Genomic DNA, 16,913 nt, shown 5'->3' on the forward strand with positions numbered 1-16,913 from the left:
GGCTTGCCGTTCTGCCGCGCGTAGGCGCTGGAGGCGGTGTACGCCTTCATCTTGGACGTCCAGTCGTCCTTGATCTGCTGCTGCATCGACGTCCATCCGCTGACGTCGTACATGATGTAGAACTTCCGGCCGTTCGCCTCCGCCGCCTGACGCACCTTCTGCGTCATCGCGTCGCGGGTCGGGCCTTCGTCGCCGAACGGGTTGAAGCGCTGGAGGGCGGCGGTGTCGCAGTCGTTCTCCCGCATCCAGCGGAAGTGCGTGTCCACCGTCTGCTGATCCCAGGACGAGAACAGCGCGGCAGGCTGACCACTGCCGAGATCGCCGTACGCCGTGACATAGCTGTGGTCGTACTCACGCATGTCGGGCCACGAGACGAGCGTCGTGTTGTCGGGCGACGGGGGCTGGCCGGCGTTCTGGCTCCAGTGCCACCAGCTGTTGATGGGCGCGCCGTCGCCCTTGCAGGCGAACCAGCCCTGATAGCCCACGGTGATCTTGCCGACCACATCACCGGCGGGGCTCGCGGCGGGTCCGAAGGCGCTACGGCGTCTCGGCTCGGCCGCTCCGGCCTGCGAGGCAGCGGTGACACCGCCGATCGCGGCCGTGGCAGCCAGCGCGGAAGCGATGACCGAGCGTCGTGACATACTCATGGAGGATTTCCTCCCAGTAGTTATCTGCCAGAAATGCGCAAGGTCCTTGGGAATGGGGGGTTCAACAGGTGGCGGCAGTCCACCAGGCTCCCAAGAGCACGCCTGTGAAAGGTAGTCGGGGCGTGCGGCCGACCACAAGGCTGCGGACATGACGCATTCGGCCAAGAATTGAATCGGCGTGTCAGCTGATTTTCTTTACGCTTTCCCTTTCCGGAGAAATGCGAATTGCGGCGCGGATCTCGGAGGCGGACGCCGGGTCCTGCCCACCCTGCTGCCGGTCGGCGCGTGAGCCCCCGCGCGCTCCCCCAATGACTCCCCACGTGCCCCCTTTGACCACCAAGCGCCCCCTTGCGCCCGTATGTGCCCCGATTCCACGGGGCAGCTTCCCTCTCGACAGCGCTCGACGGGGGAGGTGCGAGGTGCATGGACCGGCAACGGCCGGCTGGCTGCTTGTCGCGCTCTGCGCGGCGGCCGGGAGCTACTGTCTGCTCCGGTGGCGTGGCGGGGCGGGCGGGCAGCGCGGTACGGCGGGGAGCGAGGCCCTGATGGGGTTCGGGATGGCTGCCATGGCCGTCCCCGCGGCGGTGCTGGAGCCGCCCCGGTGGGTGTGGCTCGGATACGCGGCGCTGTTCGGCGTCGCTGCGGTGTTCGCCGCGACAGCGGTGTTCGGTGTGACGGCGGTGTTCGGTGTCACGGCGCCGCGTCCGCCGGCTCCCGTCCGCGGGAGGGGCGGGAGGGATCGCGGGACCGCGCATCACCTGCACCACCTGCTGGGCATGCTCGCCATGGTCTACATGGCGGGTGCGATGGCCGCGGCGCCCGGCGGGGCGCACAGCATGCATTCCGGCGGTGGAGCGCCCCTGGCCACCGGCGCGCTGCTCGTCTACTTCGCCGGATACGTGCTGTGGGCGGGCGGGCGTCTGCTTCCCGTGCCCACGGCTGCGGGCAGCGGGGGCGGTGGGCTCACGGTGCCCTGGGGCGACCGGCCCGAGCTGGCGACGGCCTGCCGGCTCACCATGGGCATAGCCATGCTGGCGATGCTTCTCACGCTCTGAACCGACGCGGTGTCCGCGCCGGTGCCACGCGGTTCGCTCGCCACTCGCGCGCCACCCGCTCCGGTGGGCACACGTGGCGTAGCTCACTTGCCGTGCGGGTTCCTCCCCTTGGGAGGGCGCGCCTCATAGGCTGGTGACCATGATGGTCTCCCTGGCGCTGTTGCTGCTCGGTGTGGTGGCCGCTGTCGTCACACCGCGGTTGCTGGCGCGCGCCGAATGGCCGGAGCGGGAGCCCGTCGTGGCCCTCTGGGTATGGCAGTGCGTGGTGGCGGCCGTGCTGCTGAGTTTCGCGCTGTCCATGACCTTCAGCGCCGCCGCGGCCTGGACCGCCGTACGCGGGCATGTGTTCGCGCCCGCCCCGCACGGGGTGGTGGAGGCCTACGCCCTGGGTGCGCACCGCCCGTGGTCGGCCGTGCTGGCGGTGGTCCTGGCGAGCGGCGGTCTGTGGACGGCCACGATGCTCACGCGCGAGATTCACCGGGCCCGAAGGCGGCGCCGGCAGAGCCGCGACGACCTGCTCGTGCGTTCCCCCGTCCTGCCCGGCGAGGAACCGGGGGAGGCGCCGCTGGTCGTGCTGGAGGCGGACCGGCCCGACGCGTGGTGGCTGCCGGGCGCCGCGCCTCAACTGGTCATCACGACGGCGGCGCTGCGCCGGCTGAAGGGCCGTCAGCTCGATGCCGTGCTCGCCCATGAGCAGGGCCACGCGCGCGCCAGGCACGACTGGCTGCTGCACTGCTCGGGCGCGCTGGCGAACGGATTTCCGCAGGTGCCGGTGTTCGCCGCCTTCCGCGACGAGATGCACCGGCTGGTCGAGCTGGCCGCCGACGATGTCGCCTCGCGGCGCTTCGGACGGCGGACGATCGCGCTGGCCCTCGTCGAACTCAACGAGGAACGCGGGGTGTTCGGCCCCGGTCCGGCCCCGGACGCGCAGTTGCCGCAGCGGGTCAACCGGCTGCTCTCACCGGTTCCCCGGCTCACCGCGGGGCGCCGGTTGCGGCTGACCGCGGCGGCCGCACTGGTGCCGGTGGTTCCGCTGGTCGTCGCTCTGGTGCCGGGACTGCGTGCCCTCGGATAGCTTGCGGGGCGCCTCTTCGGTAAGGCTCACCCCATGCGTCCGCCCCCGATTCCTTCTCCGGCTTCCTTCCCGTCCCCCTCTGCTCCCCCGGCCCCGCCTGCGCGTCCCCCGCTCATCACGCCGCTCCGCGCGGCCGTCGCCTTCGCGCTCTGTTCGGCCCTGCTGACGGCGCTGGTGGTCGCCCAGTGGGATCCGCTGCTCTCCTTCGACCGTGCGGCCGCTGTCGGACTGCACCGGCGGGCGGTCGCCGATCCGGCCCTCACCCGGGCGGTCCGGGTGCTGAGCGACTGGATGTGGGATCCCCTGACGATGCGCGCCGTGACGGCGGTTGCCGTGATTCTGCTGTTTCTGCGCGGCGAGCGGCTGTTCGCACTCTGGGTCACGGTCACAAGCGCCTGCGGTACGGCCTGCCTGCAGATCCTCAAGGCAGCGGTGGACCGGGACCGGCCGCGCTGGCACGACCCGGTCGGCTCTGCCCATTTCTCGTCGTTCCCCTCAGGTCACGCGCTGACGGCCGCCGTGACGTGCGGGCTGCTGCTCTGGCTGCTGCGGCGCCGGACAACCGCCCGTTGGGTGTGGTGTACGGCGGTGGCGGCGGCGGCTCTGTCGGTCGTGGGGGTGGGCCTGACCAGGCTGTGGCTCGGAGTGCACTGGAGTTCGGACGTGCTGGCCGGCTGGTCGCTCGGCGGCTGCGTCGTCGCGCTGTCGCTCACCGCATATGACCGCCGCGTACACACTCCCGGCCTTGTCCAGGACACCGTCGCCCGGTAAGGATCGGGCTCATGACGTTCAAGGCTGTGCTCTTCGACTTCTCCGGAACCCTCTTCCGCATCGAATCCGCAGGATCCTGGCTACAGGCCGTACTCGACGAAGCGGGCCACAGCGTGCCCCCGGACGAGGTGCGGCGGTACGCGATGCGGCTGGCCGTCGCGGGAGCGCTGCCCGGCGGGCCTTCGCCGCAGCAGGTACCGCCGGATCTGGCGGACGTTTGGGCCGCACGCGACGCGAGCGCCCAGCAGCATCGCGCCGCTTACACCGGCCTCGCCAGGCAGGTGCCGCTGCCCCTCCCGACCCTGTACGACGCGCTCTACGAGCGCCATATGACACCGGCGGCATGGCGCCCGTACGCCGACGCGGCCGAGGTGCTCGGCGCTCTGCGGCGCGGCGGACTCGGTATCGCGGTGGTCAGCAACATCGGCTGGGATCTGCGGCCCGTCTTCCGCGCGCACGGCCTCGACGCGTTCGTGGACGCATACGTGCTGTCGTACGAGCACGGTATTCAGAAGCCCGACGCGCGGCTCTTTGAGACGGCCTGTGAGGAACTGGGGCAGGATCCGCACGATGTACTGATGGTCGGGGACGACCGCAGGGCCGACGGCGGTGCGGTCCAACTCGGCTGTACCGTGCACTTCGTGGACCACCTGCCGGTGGAGGAACGGCCGGCCGGATTGCGCCCCGTACTCGACCTGGCGGGCCAGGGTCCCCGGTCCTGAGCAACCTGCGAGAAATCCCGTCTGCCTTGGGCGATCCCCCGCGTCGCCCAAGGCAGGCGACAGCCCCGCCGACCAGGCAGGAAAGGCCCTGGCACGGAACACGCTGAGTATACTGGCTGAGAACCAGTCAACGCAGGAGTCCAGCATGTCCCCGCGAAGCGCGTCGGTCAATGAAGAACGTCGTCGACGTTCCCGGGAACGGCTGTTGCAGGCGACGGTGGACCTGGTCGCCGAGCGCGGCTACGAGGCCACGACGCTGACCGACATCGCCGACCGGGCCGGTTCCGCCCGCGGTCTCGTGTCGTACTACTTCCCGGGAAAGCGGCAGTTGTTCCAGTCGGCCGTGCACCGGCTGATGCACCAGACGCTGGAAGCCGCTCTGACGCGTGAACCGCGCACGGAGGACGGGCAGGAGTTGATGGCACGTGCGATCGACGCCGTCCTGGGGCTCGCGGCGGACAGTCCCGTCGTGATGCGCGCGCACATGGCCGGCGTGCTGCAGGCCGAGGGCTTCGTGCAGTGCCCCGAGCAGCAGCGGCTCAGCGTGCTGCTGAGCGAGACGGTGACACGGTACGGATCACCGGACGTGGAGGCCGACTATCCGCTGCTGCGCGCCTTGTTGATGGGCGCGGTCTTCGCGGTGCTGATGCCAGGCGCGCCGATGCCGGCGCGGCGGCTGCGGGCCGAGCTGTTCCAGCGCTACGGACTCGCGTGGGAGTACGGCGTTCCGCCGGACGGCGAGCCGTCCGGCGGAACGGGTCAGGAAGACAGCCCTCTTCAGTGGGCGAAGTCCTTGAAGTAGTCAGGCTGCGTCTGGACGTTGAGCGCGTCCATCCGCACCCGCTTCGCGGAGTCCGTCCTCGCGTCGTCGAGCTTCAGGACGTCGAAGCCCTTGGCGATGTCGTTCGAGTAGATGTAGCCGTTGTAGTAGTACGCCGACCACGAACCGCCGGTCTGCATCGTGTCGGTGGAGAGCGGACCGCGCTCGAAGTACGCGATCTCCTTCGGCTTCGCGGAGTTGGTGAAGTCCCAGACCGAGACGCCGCCCTGGTACCAGGCCTGGACCATGATGTCGCGGCCCTTGACCGGGATCAGCGAGCCGTTGTGCGCGACGCAGTTCTCGGTGTCCGCCTGGTAGCGGGGGATCTTGTAGTAGTTGCGGAAGACCAGCTTGCGGTGGTCGCCCTTGCCGACGATGTCGTAGATGCCGTCGGCGCCGCGGTTCGGGCCGATCTCCGCGTTGCAGGTCGCGGCGCCACCGCCGCCCAGCTCATCGGTGAAGACGACCTTGTCGGCGGTCTGGTTGAACGTCGCCGAGTGCCAGAAGGCGAAGTTGGTGTTGTCCTGGACCCGGTCGATGACCTTCGGGCGCTCCGGGTTCTTGATGTCGAACAGGATGCCGTCACCCATGCAGGCACCGGCGGCCAGGTCCTTGGAGGGCAGCACGGTGATGTCGTGGCAGCCCGTGGTCGCCGAGACGCCCGGGTTGGTGGGAGCGCCCGGGTTGCCGCCGTCCGGGAAGAGCACCGGGAAGTTCACGACCGCGGCCTTCTGAGGGGCCTTGCGCGGCACCTTGATGACGGAGATCCCGTCGTGCGGCGGCTGGCAGTCCGGGAAGGTCTCGCTGGGCGAGTACGACGAGACGTAGATGTACACGTCCTTGCGCTCCGGGACCAGCGTGTGCGTGTGCGAGCCGCACGCGGTCTCCACGGCGGCGACGTACTTCGGGTTCCGCTTGTCGCTGATGTCGAAGATCTTCATGCCCTCCCAGGAGGACTTCTCCGTCGCCGGCTGCGTGGTGCTGTTGCAGGAGTTGTCGCTGCGCGAGGAGTCGGTCGACAGGAAGAGCAGGTCACCGTCGACGGTGATGTCGTTCTGCGATCCGGGACAGAGCACCTGCGCAACCGTCTTCGGGGACTTCGGGTTGCTCAGATCGAAGATACGGAAACCGGAGTAGTTGCCCGCGAAGGCGTACTTGCCCTGGAAGGTCAGGTCCGAGTTGAGATCGGTGAGCGCGTCCTTGGGGACATTGGCCAGGTGCGTGATGTTGTCGCTGTGGACGATCTCGTCCACGCCGGGTATCTCGCCCTTTTTGATGGCCGCTGTCGCTTCGGCGGCCTGCCCCGCGGAGATCTGCCGGCGGGCCGCGGTGTCACCCGGGTCCGGCGTGGCGGAAGCGGGTCCGGCGGTCAGCAGCGTGACGAAGAGTCCGGTGGCGGCTGCCGCCACGCCCAGGCGTCTGCGCCGCACGCCGGTGATGCGCAACGAGGTCAAAGCGTCCTCCCTTGTTGTCCGTTCGCGATAGAACGGTTCGCTGACCTGGAAGTATGCTCCACCTCATGTACATCTCAACAGATGGCAACAGAGACGTAATGAAAGTGTTCGATCGCCCGAACGACGAAGCGTGTTAAGACGGTCCTGACCCACCCACCCGTCATGCACCTCTGGAGGCAACTGTGTTGATCCGCCGCGGGACCCCGCGCGCCCTCAGGGCCGTCGTCGCGACAGCGACGGTGGCCGCCGTACTCGCCCTGGGAGCCTGCGAGTCGGGAGACGCGGGTGCGGTGCGGACGACGAGCGGCGGCGTATCAGGCGTGGTGGCACCGGGTAAGCCGGGGGAACCCGCCCGTACGCTCTCGCCCGAGGAGGCCGTGAAGGCCGCCCCCGACAACACGCCCAATTCCGCTGACATCACCTACGCGCAGATGATGATCACGCATCACGGCCAGGCGCTGGAACTCACCGCGCTGGCCCCCGACCGGGCCGCTTCGGAGGCGGTGAAGCGGCTCGCCGAGCGCATCACCGCCACGCAGAAGCCGGAGATCGGGGCAATGGAAGCCTGGCTGAAAAGCAATGGCAGTCCCAAGAACCAGCAAGGTCATGACCACGGCATGATGCCCGGCATGGCCACGGCCGGCGAACTCGCGCACCTGCGCGCCGCGAAGGGCGCCGACTTCGACGCGCTCTTCCTCGAGCTGATGATCGCCCACCACCAGGGAGCGATCACGATGGCCACGGACGTGCTCTCCGAGGGCAACAACGTGCAGATCGAGGAGATGGCGACCGACGTCATCGCACAGCAGACCGCTGAGATGAGCCGCATGCGCTCGATGTGACGCGGGGCGAGCAGGGCGAGGCGGCATGGAAGGCGACGCGATACGACGCCCGGCGCGTCAGCGCCGCTGGTGACGGGGCGTCAGCAGCCCTTCGTCCCGGGCGCCCGCGATCAGTCTGAGCGCTCTGCGGCGGCTGAGGCCGGTGGCGGCCATCACGGCGAGAACCGGATCCCCGCCTTCCCGTTGCGCCGTGCGGTAGACATCCGCGGCGCCGCGCCGTCCCGCGGAACCGCGCGGCGCGGACGGGCGGGCCCGGTGCCTGCCGGGCAGCTCCGCTCCCCCGCCGGTCCGCGCCTCGCCACCGCCGGGCGTTCCGAAGCCGGTCGCTTCGTCGGCGGAGGCCGCCTCGCACAGGACCGGTGCGTCCGCCAGGGTCGGCTCCGGAGCCGATTCGGCCGGTTTCGCGGGCCCTGCGAGGTGCGTTTCGGCCGGTTCCGGCAGGTCCAGCAGCTCCGTCGGGACGAAAGGGACGACCGGAACGACCGGCTCCGCCAGCGCAACGGGAATGACCGGCTCCCCCCGCTCCGTTTCGAGTCCCCGGGGCGGCCCGATGAACGCCTGACAGGCATCCTCCAGCGCCTCCCGGATCACCTCGGCCAGAGCCGCGAGGCCGTCGAGGGCCAGGGGCGGGTCCGCCTGGGCGTCCTCGATGGCGATCCGCCCCTCACGGACCACCGCGAGTACGTCGAGCCTGGCGCCGTCGGCGAAGGTCAGCCGGACATCGAGCCAGGGCGGGCGCACCTCGCACCGCGTGACACCGTCCTGCTCCTCGCCCGCTCCCGTGACGGTGCCGTACCCCTGCACCTCCCACCTCGGCGGCGCGGGGGCGAGGGTCTCATCAGGGCTCTGGGCGGAGATCAGTTTATGTTCCGACACACTCTGAACTTAATAGGGCAATCCGCCCTCCCCTGCCGGGGCACGCACGGCCGTCACCGCACGGCACCCTGTCGGCGCATCCGGGTCCGCCCGAGCCGCGCCTCCTGCGCCGCGGCGGCACCCAGCACACCGTCGAGCAAGCCGGGGAAAAGGGCGTCCAGATCCGCCCTGCGCAGACCGTTCATCTTGGCCGTGCCCCGGTAGATCTGCCGGATCACACCGCTCTCGCGGAGCACCCGGAAGTGGTGCGTGAGCGTCGATTTCGTGATGGGCAGACCGAAGTGCGAACAGGTTAATTCTTGCTCGGCGAGGGCGAGATCGCGGACGACGCGCAGCCGCAGAGGATCGGAGAGCGCGTGCAGGACGCTCTCCAGCCGGATCTCGTCGCACAGCGGGTGAGCGAGTTCGCGAGTGCTGGGGGCGACGGACACGACGGCTCCACTTCATCGGGGCCCTCATTGTACGAGCGCCGCCGTAGTTTGACATGCGCCTTACTACGACGGGTACCGTACGAGTAGGCCTCGCGCCTGTTCGGCGCAGGTCACCGCCCTATGCCGCCTGAATTGGAGCCCCCGTGAGCGCACTGTTCGAGCCGTACACCCTGCGGTCGCTGACCATCCCCAACCGTGTCTGGTTGGCGCCGATGTGCCAGTACTCCGCGGACGCGACGGGTCCTGACGCCGGTGCGCCGAACGACTGGCACTTCTCCCACCTCGCCGCCCGTGCCACCGGTGGCACCGGGCTGATACTCACCGAGGCCACGTCCGTCAGCCCCGAGGGCCGGATCAGCCCGCAGGACCTCGGCATCTGGAACGACACCCAGGTCGAGGCCTTCCGCAGGATCACCGGCTTCCTCGCATCCCAGGGGACAATTAGCGGCATCCAACTGGCCCACGCCGGACGGAAGGCGTCGAACGGCAGGCCGTGGGAGGGCGGCGGCCCCGTCGCCTCCGAGAACGGCGGCTGGGACGTGGTGGCACCGAGCCCGCTGCCGTTCACGGAGGGCCACAAACTGCCCGCCGAACTGACGGTGGACGAGATCAAGGAGATCGTCGGACAGTTCGCGGCGGCGGCCCGGCGCGCGCTGGACGCCGGATTCCAGGTCGCCGAAGTGCACGGCGCGCACGGCTACTTGATCGCCCAGTTCCTCTCACCGCACAGCAACCACCGTACGGACGAGTACGGCGGCTCCTTCGAGAACCGTGCGAGGTTCGCCCTCGAGGTGGTTGACGCCGTGCGCGCGGTGTGGCCCGACGAACTCCCGGTCTTCTTCCGGGTTTCCGCCACCGACTGGCTCGACGAGGGCGGCTGGACCGCCGACGACACGGTACGCCTCGCGGACGAACTGCTCGCCCACGGTGTGGACTTGCTCGACGTGTCCACCGGCGGCAACGCGGCCGGCGTGCGCATCCCGCTCGGTCCCGGCTACCAGGTGCCCTTCGCGGCCCAGGTCAAGGCCGCGACGAAGCTCCCGGTGGCGGCCGTCGGTCTGATCACCGACCCTGTGCAGGCCGAGAAGATCCTCGCCAACGGCGAGGCCGACGCCGTACTGCTGGGCCGCGAACTGCTCCGCAACCCGTCCTGGGCGCGCCACGCCGCCGCGGAGCTGGGCGGCACCGTACACACCCCGCCGCAGTACCTCCGCGCCGTCTGATCCGCGCGGGCGCGTGACGCAGGAAAAGCCGTTGCCGGCGGATGGGCGCACTCTCGCCCATCCGCCACGGCAACGGCTCTCAGATGTCCGCGCGCGGTCGCTGATCGCCCGGCCCCGGCCGATGACGATCCGAACCGACAGCAGTCAGCCGTACACAAGCAAGTAGTCACACGTGCTCGTACCGTCGTGGAGCGAATTGTCGCTGTTGAGGACATAGAAAGTCCCTGCGAACCCGGCGGCTGTCATCTTCGGCACCACGATCAGTGTCTGGTTTGCCATGTCCAGCCCGGCCGGCATGACCACATACCGGTACAACAGCATGAAAAGGTTCTGCCCGAGGTTGGGCAGCCTGAGGAGCCGGTAGGTCCGATCTCCTGAACCCTGGGGGCCCGAGATCGATGCCTGGTAGGGCACGGCACCCCATTGTGCGGGTTGAGTGGCGATGCGGCCCATCGTGTCGAGTTCCTGCAGCCGTCTCTGCGTGCCCGGCCGGACTCCGGCCATGTGAATGTGCAGCTGGTTGAAGCGCCGGGCGTGCTGCGAGTTGATCCCCAGTCCGATATTAGGGTATTGCACAGGGACGCTTCCCCCGCTCCTCGCGTTCTCCCATGCGTCATTCCAGTAGTTCGCCGCGCCGGAGGTCACGAGAAACGGGCATTCGATACCCGTGATCCGGCAACTGGGAGCCAGGAGGTAATTGTGCCGGGTCTCGGGCTTGCCATGCAGCACCACATAATCCGGGCTTTTCTTCAGGCAGTTGGGCCTGGTCTGCGGGGGCGGCGGGGGCGTCCCGTGAGTGCAGTACTGGACGTCATTCCACAGCGGATCATTGTCGGTGGGACTGCCGCAGACGGACTGAAGCTGTGCAGGGGGACAGGGGCTCTGGCCTGCACCGGGAGGGGGAGTGGGGCATGAGCCGGCCGAGGGCTCTCCGTGCACCGGGCCGGCTGCCGCAGCCGCGCTGCCGATTGCTCCCGCACCGGCCAGGAGCGTCGCCGCGCCCACGGCTCCGGAGAACGCAACGAATTGACGCCGAGAAACCTCGTTCGAATTCTTGTGATCATCCATGCGTGATCTCCTCTGGTGATGACCGCTGCTTGGAATTACCGACCATGGGCGGGGTAGCGCGATCTCGCCCGGTTTCCACTCCTCACCGATTCGCACACAGGGTAGCGGTGGCTCGTAATTCGCCCTGTCGACTGGATGAGCGAGCGTCGCTTTTTCCACCATTGAGACCTGGTGGAAGCCGGCAGAGCACCGATGACATCCCGGTCGGCAGGGATGCCGACCGGGATGTCATCGCTCGGCCGGTCCACTCCCGCGGCTCACATCGAGAGCGATCCGCCGCACGGGGCGGTCCTCGACCGCACTGACGAGTGCGGACCGCTCGGCCTGTCGCGTGCGGTTCTCCCGATACCGGCGGGGCGTTCTCCACACAGCGGCCGGCCGGCACACGGGCGTACGGGCTCGGCGCCGAACGGGACGTTCAGCTCGGCACTCCGGCGCCGTGCTCACCGCGTCGAGCGACGGTTCCACGGACGCGGCGCTCGTCCTGCGCGCCCTCTGCGAGCGGGACGGTCACGCCTGGCCGCGCGCCGGCGCCGGGATCGTCGGGGACTCGCATCCGGCCCGGGAGTTCGAGGAGACCCGCGGGAAACCGTCCGGCCAGACCCTCACATGATCGGCGCCGACGACCGGGCGAACGGCCCGCAGGACGCGCCACCGGCCTCACCGGGCAGTACAGCTACGGCAGCCGCCACTCCACCGGCTGGGCTCCCTGGCCGATCAGCAGGTCGTTGGCTCTGCTGAAGGGCCGGGAGCCGAAGAAGCCGCGGTCGGCTGACATCGGAGAGGGGTGGGCGGACTCGATCGCCGGGTAGTCGCCGAGGAGCGGACGGGCGTTCCTGGCGTCGCGGCCCCAGAGGATGGAGACGAGTGGCTTGCCACGGGCGGCCAGCGCACGGATGGCCTGCTCCGTCACCTCTTCCCAGCCTTTGCCCCGGTGGGCGGCGGGCTTGCGGGGCGCTGTGGTGAGTGCTCTGTTCAGCAGGAGTACGCCCTGTCGCGTCCACGGCGTCAGATCACCGTTCGAAGGGCGCGGCAGCCCCAGGTCGCCGTGCAGCTCACGGAAGATGTTCTCCAGGCTGCCGGGCAGCTGCCGCACCTCGGGCGCCACCGAGAAACTCAGCCCGATGGCCATTCCCGGCGTGGGATAGGGATCCTGACCGACGATCAGGACACGCACCTCGTCGAAGGGCTGCTGGAAGGCGCGAAGGACGTTGGCGCCGGCCGGCAGATAGGTGCGGCCGGCCGCGACCTCCGCGCGCAGGAAGTCACCCATCGCGGCGATACGCCCGGCGACGGGGCTCAGCGCCTGCGCCCATCCCGGCTCAACGACTTCACTCAACGGTCTTGCTGTCACGGGACGTCACTCTACTTACCCGCGGCGCGGGTACCCAGGGCCGGTCCGGCGGCTCGGTGTTCCACGGGGAACGGGGGTACGCTGCCGCCGTCACTCCCCCTTCTTTTTCTTCCTGGAGACGGTTCATGAGGTCACGCGGGCACGTGCCGGTGAGCGACGGCGTCCGTCGCGTCCCGTGATCGCGTCGACCGGCTTCCGTCTCCCCGCCCGCCCGGGAACGCGGCCCACGGAACGGCGGCTCCCATGAGCTGGGTGCTGGGGGTGGACTCGGGCGGCTCCGGCCTGCGGATCGCGCTCGGCTTCACCGGGGCGCGCTCCGCCACGACAACCGCCACCGCGGCATCCCCCGACCCGGCGGGAATCCCGGCGGCGGACGTCACGACCGTCGCCGTCACGGCCTCCGACGAGCCCGTGCGCACCGGTCCTGCCGGTCTCGACACCGCGCATCTGCTCGCCCAACTGCTGCCCGCGGCACGCACGCTGCTCGCGCGGGCCGGCGGCGGACCGCTCTCGGCCGTCGCGATCGGCGCGGCCGGCATGGCGACGCTCGGCGACGGGCTCCGCGCCGAACTGCCCGCCGCGCTGGAACGCGCCCTGGGCGTCAGCCGGCTGGCGCTCGCCGCGGACGCGGTCACGGCGTACGCGGGAGCGCTCGGCCAGCGGCCGGGCGCGGTCGTCGCGGCGGGCACGGGCATGATCGCGCTGGGTACGGATCTGACGGGCTGGCACCGCGCGGACGGCTGGGGGCATCTGCTGGGCGACAGCGGCGGCGGTGCCTGGATCGGCCGGGCCGGCCTGGAGGCGGCCCTGCGCGCGTACGACGGGCGTCACGGAGGTTCACCCGCACTGCTGTCCAGAATGGAAGCGGTTTTCGGGGCGCCCTCCGGCCTGCCCGCGTCGCTCTATCCGCGCGCCGACCGGCCTGCCGTGCTCGCCTCGTTCGCTCCGGAAGTGGCCGCCTGCGCGGACGGCGATCCGGTCGCCGAGGGGATTCTCGCGACGGCCGCGCGGCATATCGCAGAGGCCGCCGCAGCAGCCTGCCCACCGGACGGCGACGCTCAAGTCGCTCTGACCGGTGGGCTGTTCAAACTCGGTGAACCGCTGCTCGCTCCCCTGCGCACCGAGCTGTCCCGGCTACTGCCACGCGTCAGGACCGTCACAGCGGCAGGCGATCCGCTCACGGGTTCACTGTTCGTCGCGGCGGCCCTCTCCACGAAATCCCTCCGACTGCCCCTCGATCCGCGCCTGTTGCACGTTCCGACACATAGGGACGGATGAGCAGAAAAACACCTATCGGATAGATAGGGACAAAGGGAGCGTGAATGGCCCCTCCCCGAACAGCCGCGCCCACAAAACCAGTAGCATGCGACGCCATGAGCACCCCCACTGGGCCCGCACCCGGCCTGCCAGTACGAATGCCGCGCCCCCGTCAGTCGGGGCGCCACCGCCGTCCCGAGCCTGTGGCGGCTCCAGAAGGCGCGCCCGCACTGGTTCTCGCCGTCCCCGGCACCCCCTCGGACGCTGTCCGCGGTCTCGCCGAAGAGGTCATGAGCATCGCGCGCTCCGAGCTGCCCGGGCTCGACGCCTCGATCGGCTATCTGGAGGGCGACGACGCCGAGTTCCCGACACTGCAGAACGTCCTGGCGGGAACTGCCGCGCTGCGTACGGAGCGCTACGAGCTGGCTGTGGCCTCCGGCCGCGAGGCCGCGGAGCCCCAGGGCCCGGTGGCCGTCGTGGTACCGCTGCTCGCGGGTCCCGACAACTCCCTGGTCGGCCGGATAGGTCAGGCCGTCACGGACAGTGGCTCGGAAGCGGAGCTGACGGACGTCCTCGGTCCGCACCCGCTGCTCGCCGAGGCGCTGCACGTACGTCTGTCGGAAGCCGGTCTCGCCCGCGCCGACCGCGCCAGGCTGTTCACGGTGGCCACGGCCGCCGACGGCATCATCCTGGCCACGGTGGGCGGCGAAGAGGCGCTCCAGACCGCCGGCATCACCGGGATGCTGCTGGCCGCGCGTCTCGCCGTACCGGTCATGGCCGCGGCGCTCGACGTCGAGGGTTCGGTCGCCGCGATCGCCGCGGAACTGCGCGGCTCCGGTTCCGCCCAGCTCGCGCTCGCGCCGTATCTGGTCGGCCCCGAGGCGCCCGAGGGGCTTCTCGACGCCGCTCTCAAGGAGGCCGACTGCGGGGCCGCCGAGCCGCTGGGTGCCTACCCGGCGATCGGCAAGCTCGTCCTGGCGAAGTACACGACGGCGCTGGGCATCGTGCCGGAGCCGCAGGGGACGCCGACGCACTGACACCGCTCGCGTACGGGAAGCACGTACGCGTGTACGCGTGGAAAAGGCCCGCACCGGATCACCTCACGAATCGATTCGGCGCGGGCCTTCCGCTGCGGGGAGCGGCCGGGCCCTGCGCGGGCCCTCAGGCCCCGTACGGCTCCGTGACGGCCTCCGGGGCACGGATGCCGGACGAGGGGGCCGCCGGCCGGCCGAAGATCACGCAGGAGGCCGCAGGGACCTCGATGGCCCCTGCCGGCGCCGGGATCCCCGTCCGCGGATCGATGTCGAACCACGTGACGTCACCGGAGTGCTCATTCGCGGCGTAGAGGCGCCGGCCCGCCGGGTCGAGCGCGAGGTCCCGGGGCCAGCGGCCGCCGCATCCGACCGTGGTGATCAGCTCGGCCTTCTCGCGTGTCCCGTCGAGAGAGAGCACGGAGATGCTGTCGTGCCCCCGGTTGGCCGTCCAGACGTACCGTCCGTCGTGCGAGACGACCACTTCGGAGGCGTAGCTGTCGGTCCCTGCGTCCGCCGGGAGTACGGGGGTCTCCGCGACCGCCTCCAGGACGCCCTGCCGTGCGTCCCACCGGCAGATCGTGAGCGTCGGTTCGAGTTCGTTCAGCACATAGGCGTGGCTGCCCGCCGGGTGGAACGCGAGGTGGCGCGGCCCCGAACCGGCGCGCAGTGCCGTCTCCGAGTGCGCCGTGAGCGTTCCTGACGCCGCGTCGAGGGCGCAGACCCGTACGGAGTCCGTCCCGAGGTCCACGCTGACGATCCACCGCCCGCTCGGGTCGGTCAGCACCTGGTGGGCGTGCGGCCCGCACTGCCGGTCGGGATGCGGACCCGAGCCCTGGTGCCGGAACACCCTGGCGGGGGCGTCGAGCCCGCCGTCGGAGCGCAGCGGCAGCGCTGTGACGCTGCCCGAGCCGTAGTTGGCCGTCAGCAGATGGCCGGAGGCGAGCGCCAGATGGGTGGGGCTCGACCCGGACACCGCCACGGGCCGCCCCATCAGCAGGAGGGCCTGGTCAGGAGCGCCGGGAGCCGGTATCCGGAAGGCGGCCGCGGCGCCCTCTTCCGTCTCCGAGACGGTGTAGAGGACGGAGCCGTCCGGTGCGAGTGCGAGATACGACGGATCGGCGACGACGTCGGTCGTGCCCTGTACCGTCAGCGCGCCGGTCTCGTCGTCCACCTCGGCGGCGATGATGCCGTGGCCCCCTGACGAGGTGAACGACCCGATGAACGCCTGTCCGTTGCCTCTGTCACGCACCATGCGTGTCCCCTCTGCCGCTTCTGAAACCGCTCCGGCGCAAGGCCGGCGCCGGCCACCGCCGGTCCGCGACGGCCGATCCGCCGCCGTGCGGCAGACGGTAGCAGGGGGACCGGTCCGGTTCCTCGGCTCTGACGTCCGGCCTCCGACTTGGCATGCTGGGAGATATGAGCACTTCGCACATCCAAGCGGTCATCTTCGATCTCGACGGAACGCTCGTTGACAGCGAACCGAACTACTACGAAGCCGGGCGCCGGCTTCTCGCCCATTACGGTGTCCAGGACTTCAGCTGGGAACACCACAGCCGCTTCATCGGGATCAGCACCCTGGAGACCCTGGAGGCGCTGCGCGCGGAGTACGCGATCGACGTACCGCTCGAGACCCTGCTCGCCGAGAAGAACCGGCTCTATCTGGAGCTGGTACGCGCCTCCACCGAGGTCTTCCCCGAGATGCGGACATTCGTGGAACAGCTGCACGGCTCGGGCGTACCGATGGCGGTCGCCTCCGGTTCATCCGGGGAGGCCATCGACGTGGCGCTGGAACGCACAGGTCTGGCGGCGTACTTCACGACGACCGTCTCCGCGGAGGAGGTACCCCGCGGCAAGCCGGAACCGGACGTCTTCCTGGAGGCCGCGCGCCGCCTCGGGGCCGATCCGGCGCGGTGCCTGGTCCTGGAGGACGCCGAGCCCGGCGTGGCGGCGGCGCACGCCGCCGGTATGCCCTGCATCGCGATTCCCTACGTACGGGGCACGGCCTCGCAGCCCGCCTACCGCACGGCCGGTCTGCTCTTTCCCGGCGGCCAGGCCGAGTTCACGGCGCGGGCCGCGCTCGACTGGATCTCCGGTACGCCTGAGCCGCGCCCCGGCGGCGTACGGGACTGACCTGGTGTCCCTCGGTCCGTGCCGACCGGGTCGCGGGCGTTGCGCCGTCCGGCCGAACCGGTGGCGGCCACCGGGATGCGGTCCCCGGCCGTGTCACTTCTCATGGGAGCAGATCGAACAGTCGCTTTCCGGGTTGCTCGGACCGAGAAGGAAG

Annotated in this window: 17 protein-coding genes and 1 pseudogene; 11 read left to right on the top strand and 7 right to left on the bottom strand. The window is 70.2% G+C overall.

Annotated elements, in window-relative coordinates; translation table 11 throughout:
- Positions 1-647, bottom strand: a pseudogene (locus tag ACIP6N_RS24605) (xylosidase); the annotation flags it as partial.
- Positions 648-1,066: 419 nt separating this feature from the next.
- Here ACIP6N_RS24605 and ACIP6N_RS24610 point away from each other — a divergent pair.
- From ACIP6N_RS24610 to ACIP6N_RS24630, 5 genes are all read left to right on the top strand, one after another.
- Positions 1,067-1,702 carry a DUF5134 domain-containing protein gene (locus ACIP6N_RS24610; RefSeq protein WP_401818848.1) on the top strand — a complete coding sequence of 212 codons (636 nt, stop codon included), beginning with the start codon at positions 1,067-1,069 and terminating at the stop codon, positions 1,700-1,702.
- 139 nt (positions 1,703-1,841) lie between these two features.
- Complete coding sequence (locus ACIP6N_RS24615; RefSeq protein WP_401818850.1) at positions 1,842-2,777, top strand: M56 family metallopeptidase; 936 nt, start codon at positions 1,842-1,844, stop codon at positions 2,775-2,777.
- Between the two features lie 33 nt (positions 2,778-2,810).
- Positions 2,811-3,548 carry a phosphatase PAP2 family protein gene (locus ACIP6N_RS24620; protein WP_401818852.1) on the top strand — a complete coding sequence of 246 codons (738 nt, stop codon included), beginning with the start codon at positions 2,811-2,813 and terminating at the stop codon, positions 3,546-3,548.
- Between the two features lie 11 nt (positions 3,549-3,559).
- Positions 3,560-4,270 carry an HAD family hydrolase gene (locus ACIP6N_RS24625; RefSeq protein WP_401818855.1) on the top strand — a complete coding sequence of 237 codons (711 nt, stop codon included), beginning with the start codon at positions 3,560-3,562 and terminating at the stop codon, positions 4,268-4,270.
- Positions 4,271-4,415: 145 nt separating this feature from the next.
- Complete coding sequence (locus tag ACIP6N_RS24630) at positions 4,416-5,072, top strand: TetR/AcrR family transcriptional regulator (protein ID WP_401818858.1); 657 nt, start codon at positions 4,416-4,418, stop codon at positions 5,070-5,072.
- Here the strand turns inward: ACIP6N_RS24630 and ACIP6N_RS24635 are convergent.
- Positions 5,048-6,544, bottom strand: a complete 1,497-nt coding sequence (locus tag ACIP6N_RS24635; protein ID WP_401818860.1) for an LVIVD repeat-containing protein — start codon at positions 6,542-6,544, stop codon at positions 5,048-5,050. The two genes, ACIP6N_RS24630 and ACIP6N_RS24635, sit on opposite strands and share 25 nt — an antisense overlap.
- A 182-nt stretch (positions 6,545-6,726) precedes the next feature.
- Here ACIP6N_RS24635 and ACIP6N_RS24640 point away from each other — a divergent pair, with 182 nt between their 5' ends.
- Positions 6,727-7,386: a DUF305 domain-containing protein gene (locus ACIP6N_RS24640; RefSeq protein ID WP_401818862.1), complete on the top strand. Its 660-nt coding sequence runs from the start codon at positions 6,727-6,729 to the stop codon at positions 7,384-7,386.
- Between the two features lie 57 nt (positions 7,387-7,443).
- Here ACIP6N_RS24640 and ACIP6N_RS24645 read toward each other — a convergent pair whose 3' ends face one another.
- Both ACIP6N_RS24645 and ACIP6N_RS24650 read right to left on the bottom strand, forming a co-directional pair.
- On the bottom strand, positions 7,444-8,262 hold the full coding sequence (locus ACIP6N_RS24645; protein ID WP_401818864.1) for a DUF6214 family protein: 819 nt from the start codon (positions 8,260-8,262) through the stop codon (positions 7,444-7,446).
- Between the two features lie 53 nt (positions 8,263-8,315).
- Positions 8,316-8,693, bottom strand: a complete 378-nt coding sequence (locus ACIP6N_RS24650) for an ArsR/SmtB family transcription factor (protein WP_401818866.1) — start codon at positions 8,691-8,693, stop codon at positions 8,316-8,318.
- A 143-nt stretch (positions 8,694-8,836) separates the two neighbouring features.
- Between ACIP6N_RS24650 and ACIP6N_RS24655 the strand changes: the two genes are divergently transcribed.
- A complete protein-coding gene (locus tag ACIP6N_RS24655) occupies positions 8,837-9,916 on the top strand; it encodes an NADH:flavin oxidoreductase/NADH oxidase (protein ID WP_401818868.1) in 1,080 nt (359 codons plus the stop codon).
- Positions 9,917-10,060: 144 nt separating this feature from the next.
- Here the strand turns inward: ACIP6N_RS24655 and ACIP6N_RS24660 are convergent, their stop codons facing one another.
- Positions 10,061-10,984, bottom strand: coding sequence for a CDP-diacylglycerol diphosphatase (locus ACIP6N_RS24660; protein ID WP_401818869.1), 924 nt, complete (start codon positions 10,982-10,984; stop codon positions 10,061-10,063).
- Positions 10,985-11,423: 439 nt separating this feature from the next.
- Here ACIP6N_RS24660 and ACIP6N_RS24665 point away from each other — a divergent pair, with 439 nt between their 5' ends.
- The gene (locus ACIP6N_RS24665; protein ID WP_401818871.1) at positions 11,424-11,597 is read left to right on the top strand and encodes a chorismate-binding protein; all 174 of its coding nucleotides are present in this window, start codon (positions 11,424-11,426) and stop codon (positions 11,595-11,597) included.
- Positions 11,598-11,660: 63 nt separating this feature from the next.
- On the opposite strand, the gene ACIP6N_RS24670 is transcribed toward ACIP6N_RS24665, so the two are convergent.
- Complete coding sequence (locus tag ACIP6N_RS24670) at positions 11,661-12,338, bottom strand: uracil-DNA glycosylase (protein ID WP_401818873.1); 678 nt, start codon at positions 12,336-12,338, stop codon at positions 11,661-11,663.
- A 243-nt stretch (positions 12,339-12,581) separates the two neighbouring features.
- On the opposite strand from ACIP6N_RS24670, the gene ACIP6N_RS24675 reads away from it, so the two are divergent.
- Both ACIP6N_RS24675 and ACIP6N_RS24680 read left to right on the top strand, forming a co-directional pair.
- Positions 12,582-13,616 (top strand): N-acetylglucosamine kinase, encoded by a 1,035-nt coding sequence (locus tag ACIP6N_RS24675; protein WP_401818875.1) that lies wholly within the window; start codon positions 12,582-12,584, stop codon positions 13,614-13,616.
- A gap of 95 nt (positions 13,617-13,711) precedes the next feature.
- A complete protein-coding gene (locus ACIP6N_RS24680; RefSeq protein WP_401818877.1) occupies positions 13,712-14,632 on the top strand; it encodes a sirohydrochlorin chelatase in 921 nt (306 codons plus the stop codon).
- A gap of 124 nt (positions 14,633-14,756) precedes the next feature.
- On the opposite strand, the gene ACIP6N_RS24685 is transcribed toward ACIP6N_RS24680, so the two are convergent.
- Positions 14,757-15,881, bottom strand: coding sequence for a lactonase family protein (locus ACIP6N_RS24685; RefSeq protein ID WP_401818878.1), 1,125 nt, complete (start codon positions 15,879-15,881; stop codon positions 14,757-14,759).
- A gap of 164 nt (positions 15,882-16,045) precedes the next feature.
- Between ACIP6N_RS24685 and ACIP6N_RS24690 the strand changes: the two genes are divergently transcribed.
- Positions 16,046-16,759 carry an HAD family hydrolase gene (locus tag ACIP6N_RS24690; protein WP_401818879.1) on the top strand — a complete coding sequence of 238 codons (714 nt, stop codon included), beginning with the start codon at positions 16,046-16,048 and terminating at the stop codon, positions 16,757-16,759.
- The last annotated feature ends 154 nt before the right edge of the window (positions 16,760-16,913 follow it).

The organism is Streptomyces sp. NPDC088725, assembly GCF_044751305.1.
In the GTDB taxonomy this organism is placed as follows: Bacteria; Actinomycetota; Actinomycetes; order Streptomycetales; family Streptomycetaceae; genus Streptomyces.

Bases quoted from the DNA above. Each gene is read 5' to 3' on its own strand.
- ACIP6N_RS24630 (WP_401818858.1), top strand. From the start codon at position 4,416: ATGTCCCCGCGAAGCGCGTCGGTCAATGAAGAACGTCGTCGACGTTCC.
- ACIP6N_RS24690 (WP_401818879.1), top strand. From the start codon at position 16,046: ATGAGCACTTCGCACATCCAAGCGGTCATCTTCGATCTCGACGGAACG.
- ACIP6N_RS24660 (WP_401818869.1), bottom strand. From the start codon at position 10,984: ATGGATGATCACAAGAATTCGAACGAGGTTTCTCGGCGTCAATTCGTT.
- ACIP6N_RS24620 (WP_401818852.1), top strand. From the start codon at position 2,811: ATGCGTCCGCCCCCGATTCCTTCTCCGGCTTCCTTCCCGTCCCCCTCT.
- ACIP6N_RS24625 (WP_401818855.1), top strand. From the start codon at position 3,560: ATGACGTTCAAGGCTGTGCTCTTCGACTTCTCCGGAACCCTCTTCCGC.
- ACIP6N_RS24680 (WP_401818877.1), top strand. From the start codon at position 13,712: ATGAGCACCCCCACTGGGCCCGCACCCGGCCTGCCAGTACGAATGCCG.
- ACIP6N_RS24675 (WP_401818875.1), top strand. From the start codon at position 12,582: ATGAGCTGGGTGCTGGGGGTGGACTCGGGCGGCTCCGGCCTGCGGATC.
- ACIP6N_RS24685 (WP_401818878.1), bottom strand. From the start codon at position 15,881: ATGGTGCGTGACAGAGGCAACGGACAGGCGTTCATCGGGTCGTTCACC.
- ACIP6N_RS24615 (WP_401818850.1), top strand. From the start codon at position 1,842: ATGATGGTCTCCCTGGCGCTGTTGCTGCTCGGTGTGGTGGCCGCTGTC.